Source organism: Pseudomonadota bacterium (assembly GCA_039028155.1).
GTDB lineage: Bacteria > Pseudomonadota > Alphaproteobacteria > SP197 > SP197 > JANQGO01.
Window position 1 is genome coordinate 1 of the sequence record JBCCIS010000049.1, and the last position, 15,084, is coordinate 15,084.

Sequence of the window (15,084 nt, forward strand, 5' to 3'; positions counted from 1 at the left end):
CCTGGCCGGCGTCATCATCATGATCCTGGTCAACCTATCCGGCAGACCAAGCGTCAAGTACGGCGTGCCCTACCCCGTCATGGCCCGCGCCAGCATGGGCGTCTTCGGCGCCAAATTCGTGGCCATGTTGCGCTGCATCGTCGCGATTTTTTGGTACGGCGCGCAGACCTATGTTGGCTCGACAGCCGTCGCGTTGCTGCTTCGAACCGTGTTCGGCACCGATGGCGGCGGACCGTTCCTTGGCTTGAGCCCGGTCGACTGGATCTCGCTTTTCCTGGTCAGCCTGTTCCAGATCGCGCTCTTCTGGCGCGGCATTGAATCGATCCGCGTTTTCCTGAATTGGGCGGGACCGGCCGTCTATGCCGTCATGCTGACGCTGCTCGCCATCCTGTGGGTCAAGGCCGGAAGCGGATTGTTGTCGGAAGTCGGCACCATCTTTGAGGGCATCGGACACTATGAGGCCGGCCCGGTCTCCGCATTCATGGCGATCACCGGCACCATGATCGCGTTTGTGGCGCCGCTGATCGTGAACTACGGCGACTTCTCCCGCTATGTCAGCACGCAAAGCGGCATGAAGCTCGGCAACCTGCTCGGGCTGCCGCTGACGATCGCGTTCTTCGCGCTCATCGCCTTGTTCGTCACCGGCGGCACGGTCGTCGTCTTTGGCGAGCGCCTGACCAACCCGACGGAAATCGTTGGCCGCGTCGACAATCTGGCGCTGACCGTCGTCGCGGCCTTGACGTTTTTTGTCGCCACTGTCGGCATCAACGTGGTCGGTAACTTTGTGCCGCCCGCCAACGATCTATCCAATCTCCTGCCGAGCCGTATCAGCTTCCGCACCGGCGGTTTGATCACGGCCTTTCTGGCCTTCTTCGTTAGTGCGCTTTGGGTATCGCTGATCAGCCAGTTCGGGATTGTCAAGTTCGTCAGCACACTCGGCGCGCTTATGGCGCCGGCCTACGGCATTTTGATCGCGGACTACTACCTGGTGAGGCGACAGCGGCTCGATATCCAGCAGCTCTTCTCGAGCGATGCGAATGGCGCCTACTTCTACAAGGGCGGCTGGAACCACAGAGCGTTGGTCGTCTTCGCGCCTGTGGCGGTGTTCGCGGTCCTCACCGTCTGGCTGCCGCAACTTGCCTTTCTTGCCGGTTTCGATTGGCTGATCGGCGCGCTGCTGGCCGGCGTACTCTACTATGGCGTCATGCCAAAGGTGAGTGGGAGCCGTTAACGCGCCTGCCGGTCAGCCGCGGCCGGATCGTCCGACCCGAACCAGTCCGCGTTGGACGGCGCCGGCGGCTCGCGGTCCAGGATCATGTCGGCGGCCTTTTCGCCGATCATCATGGTCGGCGCGTTCAGGTTGCCCGACGGAATCGACGGGATGATGGCGCTGTCGGCGACGCGCAGGCCTTCGATGCCGTGTACCCGGCATTCAGGGTCGACGACCGCCATGGCGTCCGTACCCATCTTGCACGTGCCACAGGGGTGATAAGCGCTCTCGGCGGTCTCGCGGATCAACTGGTCGATCGCCTCATCGCTGCGGGTACTTGCCCAGGGCTCTTCTTCCGCGCCACGGTAGGGATCGAACGCGCGCTGTGCGATGACGTCGCGGGCCTGGTGCACGCAGGCGCGCATGTCGTCGAGATCGGTGGGATCGTCGAAGAAGTTGAAGTCGATCAGCGGTCGTTCGTCCGGATCGGCCGACGCCAGACGCACCGTACCGCGGCTTCTCTCACGCAAGGTGCCGACGCAGACGCAGAACCCCGATCGTTTCGTACTGGCGCCCCAACCTTCCAGCAGGAAAGGGAAGAAGTGGTACTGGATGTCGGGATGCGGTTGGTCGGGCGCCGAACGCGTGAAGGCGCCGACCTCGACCTGGTTCGACGCGCAGATACCGTCATGCGACAGAAACCAGCGCGCGCCGGCCATGACCTTGTTGATCGGCTTGGCATGCCGGTTAAGCGCGTGCGCGTGGCCGGTTCCCCACTGCATGTGGACCTCCAGATGGTCCTGCAGGTTGCCGCCGACACCGGGCAGATCATGGACGACGTCGATACCGTGTTCGCGCAGATGATCGGCGGGCCCGATGCCCGACAGCATCAGAAGATGGGGCGAAGAAAAGGCGCTTGCCGCCAGTATGACCTCGCACTCGGCACGGATCGATTGCGCCTTGCCGCCAACAATGACCTCGACGCCGACGGCGCGTCGGCCCTCGGTCGCGACGCGCCGGGTCACCGCGCCCGTCAGAACGGTCAGGTTCGGCCGCGAGCGCACCGGCCCTATAAAAGCGTGCGCCGTGCTTGCCCTCACCCCTTTGTCGATGTTCATGTCGAACGGCCCGAACCCTTCCTGCTGGTAGCCGTTGACGTCGTCGGTCAGCGGAAAGCCGGCCTCGCCGCCGGCCTCGACAAAGGCCCGGTTCAGCGGCAGCCGCGTGCCGTGGTGTGTCGTCGCGAGCGGGCCCGAACCGCCGCGCCAGGCATCCTCGCCCCGGCTGCTGCGCTCGGATCTCTTGAAGTAAGGCAGCACGTCGGCATAGGCCCAGCCCGCCGCGCCCTCTGCCGCCCAGCGTTGGTAATCGAGCGCGTGGCCGCGGATATAGGCCATGCCGTTGATCGATGACGAACCGCCCAAAACCTTCCCGCGCGGCTGATAGATGCGCCGGTCCGCAAGGTTCTTCTGCGGGACCGAATAGTAGGACCAGTTATAGGGCCCGCCCGTGAAGTTCTCGCCATAGCCTGCCGGCATGCGGATCGACCAATGTTTCGCCTCGCCGCCGGCTTCAAGCAGCAGAACGCGCACGTCCGGTTCCTCCGAGAGCCGCGCCGCCAGCACGCCGCCGCCCGAACCGGCGCCGACAATGATGTAATCGTATGTCCCGTCGACCGTCATGACGGTTCGTGCTGCTGATCACTCCATTCCGTCGAATAGATGCCCTGCACGTCCTCGACCATGCGCACGTATTGCCGCGCGGCGTCGCGCTGGGGCTGCCAGTCCCACGGCGTGCGGTGTCCAGTGTTGAGCGCGCGCGACAGGAACAGCCGCACTTGCTGGCTCGCCTCGACATCGGCCCTCAGCGCCTCGCGGTCCCACTGCTTCAAGACCTCGTCGGCCAGCTCGGCTTCGACCTGGGCGGTCTCGGCGTTGCCGGCAAGGTTGGTCAACTCATCGGGATCAGCTTCGAGGTCATAAAGGACCGGCGGATCACCGTCGCCCGCGATGTACTTCCAGCGGCCCCGGCGCACCATGAACATCGGCCCGGGCGTGCCCTCGCCGCAGTATTCGCTGAACGCCGTGTCGTGCCAGTCACGCGTGTTACCGGCCAGAAGGCCGTTGAGGCCGCCGCCGTCGATCGGCGCCACGAGGTCGGGCATCTCTCCGTCGCCCGCCCATTCCAAGAATGTCGGGAAGAGATCGATCAGCGATGTGTTCTGGCTGACGCGCCTGGCTTGGAACATCTTGGGCGCATAGACGATCATCGGTACGCGCGCGGACCATTCGAAGAAGCTCATTTTGAACCACAGGCCGCGCTCGCCGAGCATGTCGCCGTGGTCGCCGGACAAGACGATAATCGTGTTGTCGGCAACGCCGATCGCCTCCAGCGTCTCCACGATGCGGCCGATGCGGTCGTCGAGCCAGGTCATGACCGCGTAATAGGCGCGCCGCGCGCGGCGAACGTCTACCGGCGACACCGCCTCCATATGCCGGCCGGTAATGGTAAAGAGTCGGCGACTGTGGGCGTCGCGTTCGTCAAGATCCATGTCCGGCACCTTCGGATCGTCGATCTCGTCATCGGCGTACATGCTCCAGTAGGGATCGGGTGCCAGATAGGGATCGTGCGGGCTGATGAACGAGGCGGTCAGGAAGAACGGCTTGCCGTCATTGCGGTCGGCATGGTCGTGCAGCCAGCGGCAGGCTTCGACCGTGACCTCTTCGTCATAGTCGATGTTGACGCTGCGCCGCCACGGACCGGCATCCAGCACGGCGCGCATGCTGTGATACCAGGGCACCCAGACGTCCGACCCGATCGACCAGTCCGTGGTCCAGGAAAAGTCAGCGGGATAGACGTCGGTCGTCACCCGTTCCTCGAAACCATGCAGCTGGTCGGCGCCGACGAAGTGCATCTTGCCCGACAGGCATGTGGCGTAACCCATGTCGCGCAGATAGTGCGCAAAGGTCGGTACCGAGGAGGCGAACTCGCTGGCGTTGTCATAGGCGCCGATCCGGCTGGGTAGCCGGCTGGCCATGAACGAAAAGCGGGCGGGCGCGCAGATCGGATAGTTGGTGTAGGCACTTTCGAATACGACGCCACCTTCGGCTAAGCGGTCGATATTCGGCGTTCGACAGACCTTGCCGCCATAGGCCTGGAGCACCTGAGGCGCGAGCTGATCGGCCATCAGATAGAGAATGTTGGGTCGTTGCGTCATGCCGCCTCCTTGACCACGATGGCGTCTGGCATGACGCCGCTTGTGCAGACTAGACTAGCGCTCATGATCGGGAAATCGTCGTGACTCTGCCGGACAGTCTTTGGTCCGCAAGCGCCGTCAGCACTACGGAGACGCCCGTCCTGGCCGGCCGACACGGTGCGGACGTGGTGGTGGTCGGCGGCGGCTTCACCGGCCTGTCGGCGGCGCTGCACCTGGCGGAAGCGGGCAAGTCGGTCATGGTACTGGAGGCAGACGAGCCGGGCTGGGGTGCGTCGGGTCGCAATGGCGGTCAGGTCAACCCGGGCTGGCGCATGCTGCCCTCGGAGATCGCCGAGAAGTACGGCAGCAACCGGGCGCCCGCCGTGCTCGATATGCTGAACCGAGCCTGCGATCTGACCTTCGATCTGATCGAACGCCACGGTCTCGACTGCGACGCCGAACGGCCCGGTTTCGTGCACGCGGGCTTCGGCCGCTTCGGCAAGGATTTTCTGGACAGCTGGATCGCCGAATGGGGCGAGCTCGGCGTCAAGGTCGAGCGTTTCGACAGCGCTGGCTTGAAACGCCTGATCGGCACCGACTTCTACCACCTGGGCATGCTCGACCCACGCGGGGGCCACCTGCAGCCCCTGTCCTATGCGCGGGAACTGGCCCGCGCGGCCGCCGCCAAGGGCGCGCGGATTCACGGCCATTCGCGGGTGACGTCGATCCATGAGCAAGGCGCCGGCTGGCGCGTCATGACGTCCGGCGGCGAGGTCGAGACCGAACACGTCATCCTATGCACCAATGGCTATACGGACGGCTCCTGGCCCGGCCTTGCCAAGACCGTGGTGCCGATCACGACCTTCGTTGCCGCGAGCGAACCGCTGGACGCGGCAAGGCTCGAAACGATCCTGCCCGGGCGCCACGCGGTCGCCGAGACCCGGCGCGCGCTCCACTACTTCAAGCTCGACCGCGACAACCGCTTCGTCATCGGCGGGCGCGGCAACTTCACCAACCTGAACGAGCCGGGCTCGGTCGAGCACCTCAAGGCGACAGCACTGGAGATCTTTCCGGCACTGGATGGCATAGGTTGGTCCTACCGTTGGGGTGGCCAGGTTGCCGTCACGCCCGACCACACGCCACGCCTCTTCAAACTGGCGACCAACGTCCACGCCGGCATGGGCTTCAATGGCCGCGGCGTAGCCATGGGATCAATGTTCGGCACACAGCTGACCCGGGTCGTCCTGGGCGAGGAACCGGACATGCCGGTTGAACCGATCGACATCATTCCCAACCACGCGTTCCGCCAGTTCGGCATCACCTGGTTCCTGGCGACCAGCCGGCTGCTCGACCGGCGCGACATCCGCGAAGACCCCGCAACCTTTGTTTAGGCCGTCAGTTCGTCCTCGGGCGGGTGCAGTGTCTCCTCGGCCATGCGGAAGACCCAGTCGTGAAACGCGGCGATCGCCGGGCGCTCGAGCGCCTCAGGCAGGCAGACGAAAAAGATGCGGGTGTCGAGCGGCACCGAAAGGTCAAACGGCGCGACAAGGGCGCCGGACTTCAGGTCGTCGGCGACCAGGCTGCGCGTCGTCAAGGCAACGCCGCGGCCCAGCACCGCCGCCGCCAGCGCCATGGTGGCAATATCAAAGACCGGCCCTTTCGACGCATCGATGCCGGTCACGCCGACCGCGCGCAGCCACATGTCCCAATCCGGCGCCGTGCCGACGTAACCCCAGCTCTTGTCATGAAGCAGCGTGTGGTGGGCCAGATCCTCGGGCCGGCGTAACGAATGCTCGCCTTCCAGCAGCGCGGGGCTGCACACCGCCGTCATCCCCTCGGCCATGAGCGGTTCTTCATAAAGCCCGGCATAGCCACCCTTGCCGTAACGCAGACTGACATCGGCTTCGTAAGCTTCCAGGTCGACGATATGTGGCGTCGTCGACATGTGAACCTCGATCTTCGGATGCTGCTCCTGGAAGTCCTGAATGCGCGGCAACAGCCAGCGCGCGGCGAGTGTCGGCGAGGCCGTGATGATGAGCCGCATCTCGTTGTTCAGCGTCGACAAGCGCCGCACCGACCGCTCCAGGATCAACAACCCGTCGCGCAGGCCTGGCAGCAACAGAATGCCCGCGGGGCTCAATTCCAGTTCGCGGTGATGGCGGATGAAGAGGTCTTGGCCCAGCCGGTCCTCCAACGCGCGGATCTGATGGCTGACCGCCGCCGGCGTGACGTTGAGCTCCACCGCAGCGTCTTTGAAACTGAGCAGGCGGCCCGCCGCCTCGAAGGCGCGCAACCCGTTCAGGGGCAGGGTCGAAATCGACATAGCGGCAGCTTTTCAGACGAGAAAATATATTGCAAGACACAAAAACATCTCGTTTGCGGAAATCCTACAGCGTCACCAAATTGTTAGTCAGCAGACGATACCGTCGGTTCCAGCATAAGGAGCACGATCATGAACAACTACATTGACAAAGGTTTCTTTTCTCACACTGCGACGGCGCGCCCCTATTGGGGCGGCGACGTGAACGTCACCAGCCTGCGCCCGGCGCCGCGCCTGCACGCCGGCCAATCCGGTGGCGGTTTCCACACCACCATCGCCAAGCTGGTTTCGGTTTTCAGCAAGCGCTGAGCCGCCCTGCCCGGTCGCCTCAGCAACCTGGCGGTGCCACGCGGACGCCTTAGTCGTCGGCCGTGGCGCCGCCCTCTTCCTTGCGCCTGGCGATAAAGCCGGTCAGTTCTTCACGAATGGCCGGGTCCATCGGCGGCTCCTCGTATTCGTCCAGAAGCTGTTTCCAGATGCGGTGTGCGCGTTGTGTTGCGTCGACCGCGCCGTCCTGATGCCAGGTCTCCCAGTTGCGCCAGTCCGACAGGATCGGCTGGTAGAACGCATTCTCGTAGCGCGCCAGGGTGTGCTGGGCGCCGAAATAGTGGCCGCCGGGACCAACCTCGCGCATGGCGTCGAGGCCCAGCTCGTCTCTTGAGAAATCCACCGGCTCCAATGCCTTCATCATCGTCTGGACCATCTCCAGATCGATGACGATCTTCTCGAACGAGGCACGCAAGCCGCCCTCCAGCCAGCCAAAGCTGTGCAACAGCATGTTAGTGTGTCCCAGGACCGTCGCCCATAGCGACATCGCGCCTTCATAGGTCGCCTGGGCGTCCGGCCAGTTCGACGCGTTCACGTTCGACGAGCGGTAAGGCAGCCGGTAGCGGCGCGCCAATTGACCGCCGATCAAGGCCGCCTTGACGTATTCCGGCGTGCCGAAGGCCGGCGCGCCCGAACGCATGTCGACATTGCTGGTGAACCCGCCATAGATCACTGGCGCGCCCGGATTGACGATCTGCATGAAGGTGATGCCGGCGAGCGCCTCGGCGTTCTGCTGGGTCAAGGCGCCGGCGATCGAGACCGGCGCCATGGCACCGGCAAGGGTAAACGGCGTCACGACCACCGGCTGGTTGCGCCGCGCCATTTCGATCATGCCGATCAGCATGGGGATATCGAGCTGCAGCGGCGAATTGGCGTTGACCACCGTCCACATGCTAGGCTCATTGAGCAGCGTGGCCTCGTCAACGCCGCGCGCGATCCTGACCATCTCCAACGCGTCCAGGATCTTACGCCGGCCGAGCGCGTAGCCGAATGCGATCTTGTCGGTGATCAAAAGCTGCTCGCCGACGATATCGAGATAACGGATGTTGGGCTCGACATCGATTGGCTCCAGCATCGGCGTGCAGCCGTGGATCGCGTTGATCACCTGGCCGAGCTTCAGCAGGTCGCGGTAGTCGGCCAGGTTGCCGCTCCTGCGGCCGCCCTCGATGTCGGAAATGTTGGGGTTGCCGGCAACCGGCAGGAAATTGATGTAGTTGCCGCCGAAGATACGGTGCCGATCGGGGTTACGGGCGTGAAGCGTGAACTCCCCCGGCGCCTTGGCGACCATCTCTTCGACCATGGCCCGCTCGAAGCGAACGCGCGTGCTGTCGGGGTCCACATCGGCGCCGGCCGCCTTCAGGATGTCCCGCGCTTCGTCCAGCAGGAAGTTAATGCCGATCTCCTGCAAGACCTCCAATGAGGCATCGTGGACCGCCTCGATCTCATCGGCGCTGGCCAACTCGAACGGCGGATAGGGATTGCGGACGGTTTGCCAGTCAAGCTGCGGCAGGCGCGACGGTTTGCCACCGCCGCCCCTCTTGCGCCGGCCCGCCGACGATGCCGTCTTGTCGCGTCGCGCCATCAGACTCTCACTCTTGCCTTTCGCCGCTATCCTAGGCGGCGTTGCCGGGCGTGCGACAATTGAACCTTCGCCGGAATTCCATGCATGGCTTTTATGGAGTTAGCGCGATGAAGCGTTCGCTTGTGCCGCCACACCAAGCCGCCAGGCGGGCCGCGACAAACGCCGCCGGCGTCTCTGCCACACCCTGGCGCCGGTGGCAGACGGACCATGGAATGGTCAGCCCCTGCTCCGTCAGCGGCCGGGTGGCCAGGCCCCACCGTTCGAGGTCAGGTGCGACCGCCCAACGGCTCACCACCGTCACCCCATGACCGGCCGCGACCAGCGCCAACATCGCATCGAGCGGGCCGGCGCGCAGGTATGTCGCCGGCAGCACACGCGCCGGGCGAAACAACAGGTCGTGCTCCATGCCCGGCTCAAACACAGTGGAATAGGTGACGTAGACCTGATCGGCCAGATCGGCCGCGATCACGCAAGGCCGCTTGGCCAGTGGATGATCGTTGGCCATCACAGCGACCAGATCATCATCGAACAGGTGCACCACCTCAACGCCGCGACGCCGCGGATTTCCTGGCGCTAGCGCCAAATCGATCGCACCGTCTTCAAGCGCCGAAAGCGGCACCGAGAGCGTGTCGGTGTGGAACTCGACCTCGATCTCCGGCGCGTGTTCAGTGATGTCGTCCAGAAAGGCGGGGGCCCAGCGGAACCCGCAATAAGCACGCGCGCCGAGCCGCACCAGCGCCTTGACGCCGCCCCTGTAGCGCTCGAGATCGGCCTCCGCGCGTTCCAGCTCGCCCATGATCAGGCGGGCGGATTGCAGGAGCTCCTGGCCTTGCCAGGTCAGCACCAGCCGCCGGTTGACCCGGCGAAATAAGGGCACGCCCGCGCGCCGTTCGGCCTCGCGCACCTGATGGCTCAGCGCCGGCTGTGTCAGGCCCAACGCACGGGCCGCGCTGGTCACCGTCTTGTGCCGGTCAAGGGCGACCAGCATGCGCAGATGGCGGATATCCAAATGCGGCATGGTCATAAGAATTGATCATGACCAAGCCTTGGCGATCCAGCAAGACCAGAGCAGATTTACGCGACTAATCTTGTGCCACTGAGTGGCTCTAGATTAGTCGCGACCCGCTCTAGGTAAAAAGAAAGGCCGGCGGTTACCCGCCGGCCCTTCAGCCCCATGGATGGGATCGTTCGATCAGGCTTCGCTTTCGTCGAGCCAGATTTCTTCGTAAGGCCAGCCGGCGCCCAGAGCGAACGCGGAACTGCCGTGGAAGTTCTGGATTCGGGCACTGATGCCTTCGACGTAATTGGAGAAGAATGGGATGAAAGCACCGCCATCGTCATGCAGCAGGGTGCAGGCCTCGCAATAGATCTCCAGGCGCTTGGCCGGGTCGGTTTCGATACGGCCCATGACAAGCAGTTCATCGAAGCGCTCGTTGCACCACGCCGTCTCGTTCCAGGAACCGCCGCAGGCGTGCGCGATGGTCAGGATCAAATCGGCTGTCGGGCGCGAGTTCCAGCCCGACACGTTGAACGGCGTCTGCATCCAAGTGTGGCTCCAATAGCCGTCGTCGGGCACGCGGTTCAGCGTGATGTCGATACCGGCCTGGGATGCCTGTTCCTGCAGGATGACGGAGCTGTCGACCGCGTTCGCGTGACCGGCGTTGGAGACCGCCAGCTCAATCGACGACAAACCTGTCTTGTCCCAATAGAACTTAGCCTTGTCGGGATCGTAGTCATGCTGCGGAATGTCGCGGCAATAGGTCGGCAGACCGGGGTTGACCGGGAAGTCGTTGGCGACCACGCCGTGACCCAGCAAAACGTTGTCGACGAGATACTGACGGTCGACGCAATGCTTCATGGCCAGGCGAACATTCAGATCGCTGGTCGGTGCGCGGTCGCACATCATATCCCAAATGAAGAACGAACCGGACGGCGTCGACACGACGTTGACGTTGGGGTCCTGGCCCAGCAGGCTCGCCAGGCGCGGCTCGACCCGCAACGTCATGTCAACGTCGCCGGACTTCAAGGCGTTACCGCGCGCGGCATTATCGGGAATGCCTTGGGTAATGAAGGCGTCGAGATGACCGGCGCTTTCATTCCAGTAATTGGCGTTCTTCTCGGTGACCGATTCACGACCCGGCTCGAAATCGGACAGGCGATAAGGACCCGTGCCGTTCACCGGATCGCCGTCGACCCAGCCCTCGGCCACGATCGACGTGTGATAGTCATGGCCCAACAGGACCGGGAAGTCCGCATTGCCCGAGTTAAGCGTGATCACCAGGACATGGTCGCCATCGGCCTTCATATCGACGATTGGCGACAGCAAAGGCTTCGACGGTGACTCCGAACCTTCCTTGATGTGCTCGTTGAGCGAATAGATCGCATCGGCAGCGGTGAAGGGCTTGCCGTCGTGGAACTCGACGCCTTCGCGCAGCTTGAACGTCCAGACCTTGGCCTCGTCAGAGGATTCCCACTCGGTCGCCAGGTTCGGCACCACGTTCAAGTCGCGGTCCAGGTTGGTTATGCGGTTGTAGACCTGATAGGCCCGCTGGATGTCCGTCGAGTTGGTCATCTTCGTCGGGTCGAAAGTCTCTTCGGCCCCGGCATACTCCGTCGCGACAACCGCCGTTCCGCCTTTCTGGGCTTCGGCCGCGACACCCGCCGTCGACATCATGGTTGTGGCGGCAGTCGCCGTTACACCTAAAGCACTGGCGCGCCCGACAAATTCGCGACGCGACATTTTGCCGGCTTTGGCCTGCTGAAGGTACCAGTCTAGTTGTTTTGTCATTCTCATCTCCCAATCACGCATTGGCGGCGCCGTGCGCCTCTTTTTGTCGCCGGTCTCCCGCCGCTCCGCGCGAAGTCTAGCGGATCATCGAAAAAACGAAAGGCATTGCCAAAACAATTAGGATTGAGCCGGCCGCCGGTTTCTGGCCCGAAAACGACCGCAATTCCGCCAGTTTAATGTGGTCCGGATGAAGAGCCGACGATCGGCCGGGTTAGGCGGCACGATCATCTGAACAGGTTCCGGTCATCATCTGAGCATGTAGAGCTGGGCCAGCGCCAAACGGTCAACCGGATCGCACCACGCCCGTTCGCCATCGACCGTGACGTCGAAGGTCTGGTTGTCGACCGCAATCGCTGGCAGCGCGTCGTTCAGATGCATCGACGCCTTGGACAAGTTCCGCGTGCCGGAGAGCGGCAGCAGCATGCGACCAAGATCCAGCCTGCCCGCCAGGTCGCCGTCGATGGCGCTGGGATGAACGAAGGTCGCCGAGACCGCCTGTGGCGCATGACCGTGGGCGCCCCATTGCTCACGCAAGATGACGGGGTCGGCGGCGGCAATGCTGGCGGCTGAATCACCCATCGCGGCCCAGGCCGTGAAGCCGCCCTTGATCACGACGCTCGGCTTGATGCCGAAGAAGGCGGGTTTCCACAAAACGATATCGGCCAGCTTGCCCGTCTCCAGCGAGCCGATATGACGGTCGATGCCGAACACGCGGGCCGCGTTGATCGTGTACTTGGCGAGGTAACGCATGATGCGCCTGTTGTCGGCGCCCGCGATCAGCTCATCCGCCAGCGCGCCACGCTGATCGCGCATCTTGCTCGCCAACTGCCAGCAACGCGCGACGACCTCGTTGATGCGCCCCATGCCCTGGCTGTCGGAACCAAACATGGAGATCGCGCCGATGTCGTGCAAGATGTCCTCGGCGGCGATTGTCTGCGCGCGGATCCGGCTTTCAGCGAACGCGACATCCTCCGGCACGTGCGGACTCAGGTGATGCACGGTCATCGTCATGTCGAGGTGTTCGTCGAACGTGTTCAGCGTGAACGGGTTGGTCGGGTTGGTCGACGACGGCAGACAGTTCGCTTCGCCGTTGCAGCGGATGATGTCGGGCGCATGGCCGCCGCCGGCGCCTTCGGTGTGGTACATGTGAATGGCGCGCCCGCCGATCGCCGCCATGGTGCTTTCGTAGAATCCCGCCTCGTTCAGCGTGTCGGTGTGGATCTGGACCTGGAAGTCCATGTCGTCGGCGACCGACAGGCAGCAGTCGATGGTCGCCGGCATGGCGCCATAGTCCTCGTGGATCTTAACGCCGATCGCGCCGCCGGCGATGTGGGCGCGGATGCCGTCGGGATCATGGCAACTGCCGCGGGTCAGGAAACCGAAGTTCATCGCCATGGCGTCGCTTGCCTTCAGCATGTTGCCGGTTGTCCAGTCACCGCCGGAATCGACGCCGAATAGAATGCCGTGGCCACCGCCGATCATGGTCGTCAGGCCGGCCGACAATGCGTGGCGGATCAATGCCGGGCTCTTGTGATGCACATGCACGTCAATCCCGCCTGGCGTCGCGATCATACCGTCGCCATGGGCGACCAGGGTCGCCGGACCGCAGACCAGGTCGGGGTGAACACCGTCCATGACCGCCGGATTTCCTGCCTTGCCGAGCCCGACGATGCGGCCCTCGCGAACGCCCAGATCGCCTTTCACGATGCCCAGGATCGGGTCCATGACGAGCACGTTGTGCACGACGAGATCAAGCGCGCCGTCGGCTTGACTGTGGCTTGCCTGGAAACCCATGGCGTCGCGGAACGATTTTCCACCACCTGTGGTGAGTTCTTCGCCGGGTACGCCGTGGTCATGCTCGACCTCGGCGACCAGAGACGTGTTGGCAAGCCGCACCCGGTCACCCTTGGTCGGCCCGTACATGGCGGCATAGGCCGCCCGTGTCATCGTTGCCATCGCCCTACGCTCCGTTGAAACCGCGATCGCGCGCCCGGTCCAGCGCCGCCGCACGGGTGTCGGCATCGTGGACCGAACCATTGGTCAGGTTGTTGAAGCCGGAGACCAAACCGTCGCCTCCGATCGCGACAAGGGCGACATCGCGGGCCTGCCCTGGCTCGAACCGCTGCGCGGTGCCAGAGGGGATGTCGAGGCGCATGCCGAACGCTGCTTCGCGGTCGAACGACAGCGCCGGGTTGACCTCGAAGAAGTGGAAGTGGCTGCCGACTTGCACCGGCCGGTCGCCGGTGTTCAGCACGCTGACTGTCGCCTTGTCGCGTCCGACGTTCAGTTCGATATCGCCGTCGGGTGTCACGATCTCGCCGGCGCGCGCGTCGTTGCCGTCGGCAATCGCCGCGCCTCCCGGACGGATGGGATCGTGCACGGTGATCAGTTTGGCGCCATCGGGGAACAGACCTTCGACCATGATGACCGGCAGCAGGCGGGTGACGCCAGGCAGCACGTCGTCGGTGGTCAGCAGCGTCGCGCCCCAACCCATCAGGTCCTTGACCGAGCGGCCCTCGCGCGCGCCTTCCAGCAGCGCGTCGGCGATATAGGCGTGGGCCTCCGGATGATTAAGCTTTAGGCCCTTCTCCTTGCGCCGGCGCGCCATCTCGGCGGCGACAAAGATCGTCATGCGCTCCAACTCGGTCGGTGTCAGCATCATGGTCTCGCCACTCCCTGCATTGTTGCCTTATCTTACGGCCATAGCTCAGACGAGTGCACGCGATGACAGACATGAAACGATTTGATCCTGGCGCCCAGAACGACTGGATCTTCGATGCGGTCGCCCAGGACGGCGGCGCCATTGTCGAGGGTGTGCTGAACAGCGGTTTCTTGGCCGCGCTGCGCGACGAACTCACCAGCTCGATTGATCAAGCGCAGCCAGGAAGCCGGTCCGGCGTGGAGGGTGTCGAGACGTTCCATGGCGCCAACACCAAACGCATCTGTTCCCTGGCGCGCCGTTCCGAGGCTTTCATCGATTTGATGCTGCACCCCCTGCTGCTCGCCTTTGCCGATCGCTTTCTGCTGCCGGCCTGCCGCGACTACTGGCTCAACACCGGCCAGTTAATGATCGTCGGCCCCGGCGAGCCGGCGCAGCGGTTGCACCGCGATGAAGGCAACTGGCCTTATCAGCCGTGGCCCGGACCGGAAGTGACGGTGAGTTCCATGTGGGCACTGTCGGACTTCACGGCCGAGGTCGGCGCAACACGGGTGGTGCCGGGCAGTCACCTTTGGTCGGACCGCGACCGCGACGCCGATGACGGCCAGACCGTTCAGGCGGTCATGCCGGCCGGCTCGGCCCTGCTCTACTCCGGCAAGGTCAAACACGGCGCCGGTGCCAACCAGACGGCGGACGCCTGGCGCTGGGGTCTTCATGTGAGTTATGTCGTCGGCTGGCTGCGGCCCGAGGAAAACCACAACATGGCGGTGCCGATCGAGACCGCCAGACGCCTGCCCGAACGCGCCCAGGCGCTGCTCGGCTATACGTCCTACGTACCCGACAACGGTGGGCGGTTGGGACTGGTGGAGTTCGAAGACGCCGCGCTGGTCACGCGCGGGAATTAGGCGGCTAGAGCGGATCATGGTTAGGTGGAACCGCTTGACGGTTCCATCTAACCACGTGAATCCGCTCTCTATTTATGAGTAGTGCAGATTCACCTGC

Annotated in this window: 12 protein-coding genes; 4 read left to right on the forward strand and 8 right to left on the reverse strand. The window is 63.9% G+C overall.

Going from position 1 to position 15,084, the window contains the following annotated elements:
• On the forward strand, positions 1–1,231 hold a 1,231-nt coding region (locus tag AAF563_20185), incomplete at its 5' end, for a cytosine permease (protein MEM7123605.1).
• Here the strand turns inward: AAF563_20185 and AAF563_20190 are convergent.
• Together AAF563_20190 and betC are read right to left on the reverse strand one after the other, a co-directional pair.
• Positions 1,228–2,892, reverse strand: coding sequence for a choline dehydrogenase (locus AAF563_20190; protein ID MEM7123606.1), 1,665 nt, complete (start codon positions 2,890–2,892; stop codon positions 1,228–1,230). The two genes, AAF563_20185 and AAF563_20190, sit on opposite strands and share 4 nt — an antisense overlap.
• Positions 2,889–4,427, reverse strand: a complete 1,539-nt coding sequence (gene betC, locus AAF563_20195) for a choline-sulfatase (protein ID MEM7123607.1) — start codon at positions 4,425–4,427, stop codon at positions 2,889–2,891. The genes AAF563_20190 and betC overlap by 4 nt, the downstream gene beginning before the upstream one ends.
• Before the next feature lie 80 nt (positions 4,428–4,507).
• On the opposite strand from betC, the gene AAF563_20200 reads away from it, so the two are divergent.
• Positions 4,508–5,797, forward strand: coding sequence for an FAD-binding oxidoreductase (locus AAF563_20200; GenBank protein ID MEM7123608.1), 1,290 nt, complete (start codon positions 4,508–4,510; stop codon positions 5,795–5,797).
• Here the strand turns inward: AAF563_20200 and gcvA are convergent.
• Entirely contained in the window at positions 5,794–6,729 is a 936-nt protein-coding gene (gcvA, locus tag AAF563_20205; GenBank protein ID MEM7123609.1) for a transcriptional regulator GcvA, read from the reverse strand. The genes AAF563_20200 and gcvA overlap by 4 nt on opposite strands.
• Positions 6,730–6,858: 129 nt before the next feature.
• Here gcvA and AAF563_20210 point away from each other — a divergent pair, with 129 nt between their 5' ends.
• Complete coding sequence (locus AAF563_20210; protein ID MEM7123610.1) at positions 6,859–7,035, forward strand: hypothetical protein; 177 nt, start codon at positions 6,859–6,861, stop codon at positions 7,033–7,035.
• 49 nt (positions 7,036–7,084) lie between these two features.
• Here AAF563_20210 and AAF563_20215 read toward each other — a convergent pair whose 3' ends face one another.
• The 5 genes from AAF563_20215 to AAF563_20235 form a co-directional block, all read right to left on the reverse strand.
• The gene (locus tag AAF563_20215) at positions 7,085–8,635 is read right to left on the reverse strand and encodes a trimethylamine methyltransferase family protein (protein MEM7123611.1); all 1,551 of its coding nucleotides are present in this window, start codon (positions 8,633–8,635) and stop codon (positions 7,085–7,087) included.
• 91 nt (positions 8,636–8,726) lie between these two features.
• The gene (locus tag AAF563_20220; GenBank protein ID MEM7123612.1) at positions 8,727–9,659 is read right to left on the reverse strand and encodes a LysR family transcriptional regulator; all 933 of its coding nucleotides are present in this window, start codon (positions 9,657–9,659) and stop codon (positions 8,727–8,729) included.
• Positions 9,660–9,827: 168 nt separating this feature from the next.
• Positions 9,828–11,423 (reverse strand): ABC transporter substrate-binding protein, encoded by a 1,596-nt coding sequence (locus AAF563_20225; protein ID MEM7123613.1) that lies wholly within the window; start codon positions 11,421–11,423, stop codon positions 9,828–9,830.
• A gap of 246 nt (positions 11,424–11,669) precedes the next feature.
• On the reverse strand, positions 11,670–13,379 hold the full coding sequence (ureC, locus tag AAF563_20230; GenBank protein ID MEM7123614.1) for an urease subunit alpha: 1,710 nt from the start codon (positions 13,377–13,379) through the stop codon (positions 11,670–11,672).
• Positions 13,380–13,383: 4 nt separating this feature from the next.
• Positions 13,384–14,085, reverse strand: coding sequence for an urease subunit beta (locus AAF563_20235; protein MEM7123615.1), 702 nt, complete (start codon positions 14,083–14,085; stop codon positions 13,384–13,386).
• A gap of 71 nt (positions 14,086–14,156) precedes the next feature.
• Here AAF563_20235 and AAF563_20240 point away from each other — a divergent pair, with 71 nt between their 5' ends.
• Positions 14,157–14,987 carry a phytanoyl-CoA dioxygenase family protein gene (locus AAF563_20240; GenBank protein ID MEM7123616.1) on the forward strand — a complete coding sequence of 277 codons (831 nt, stop codon included), beginning with the start codon at positions 14,157–14,159 and terminating at the stop codon, positions 14,985–14,987.
• The last annotated feature ends 97 nt before the right edge of the window (positions 14,988–15,084 follow it).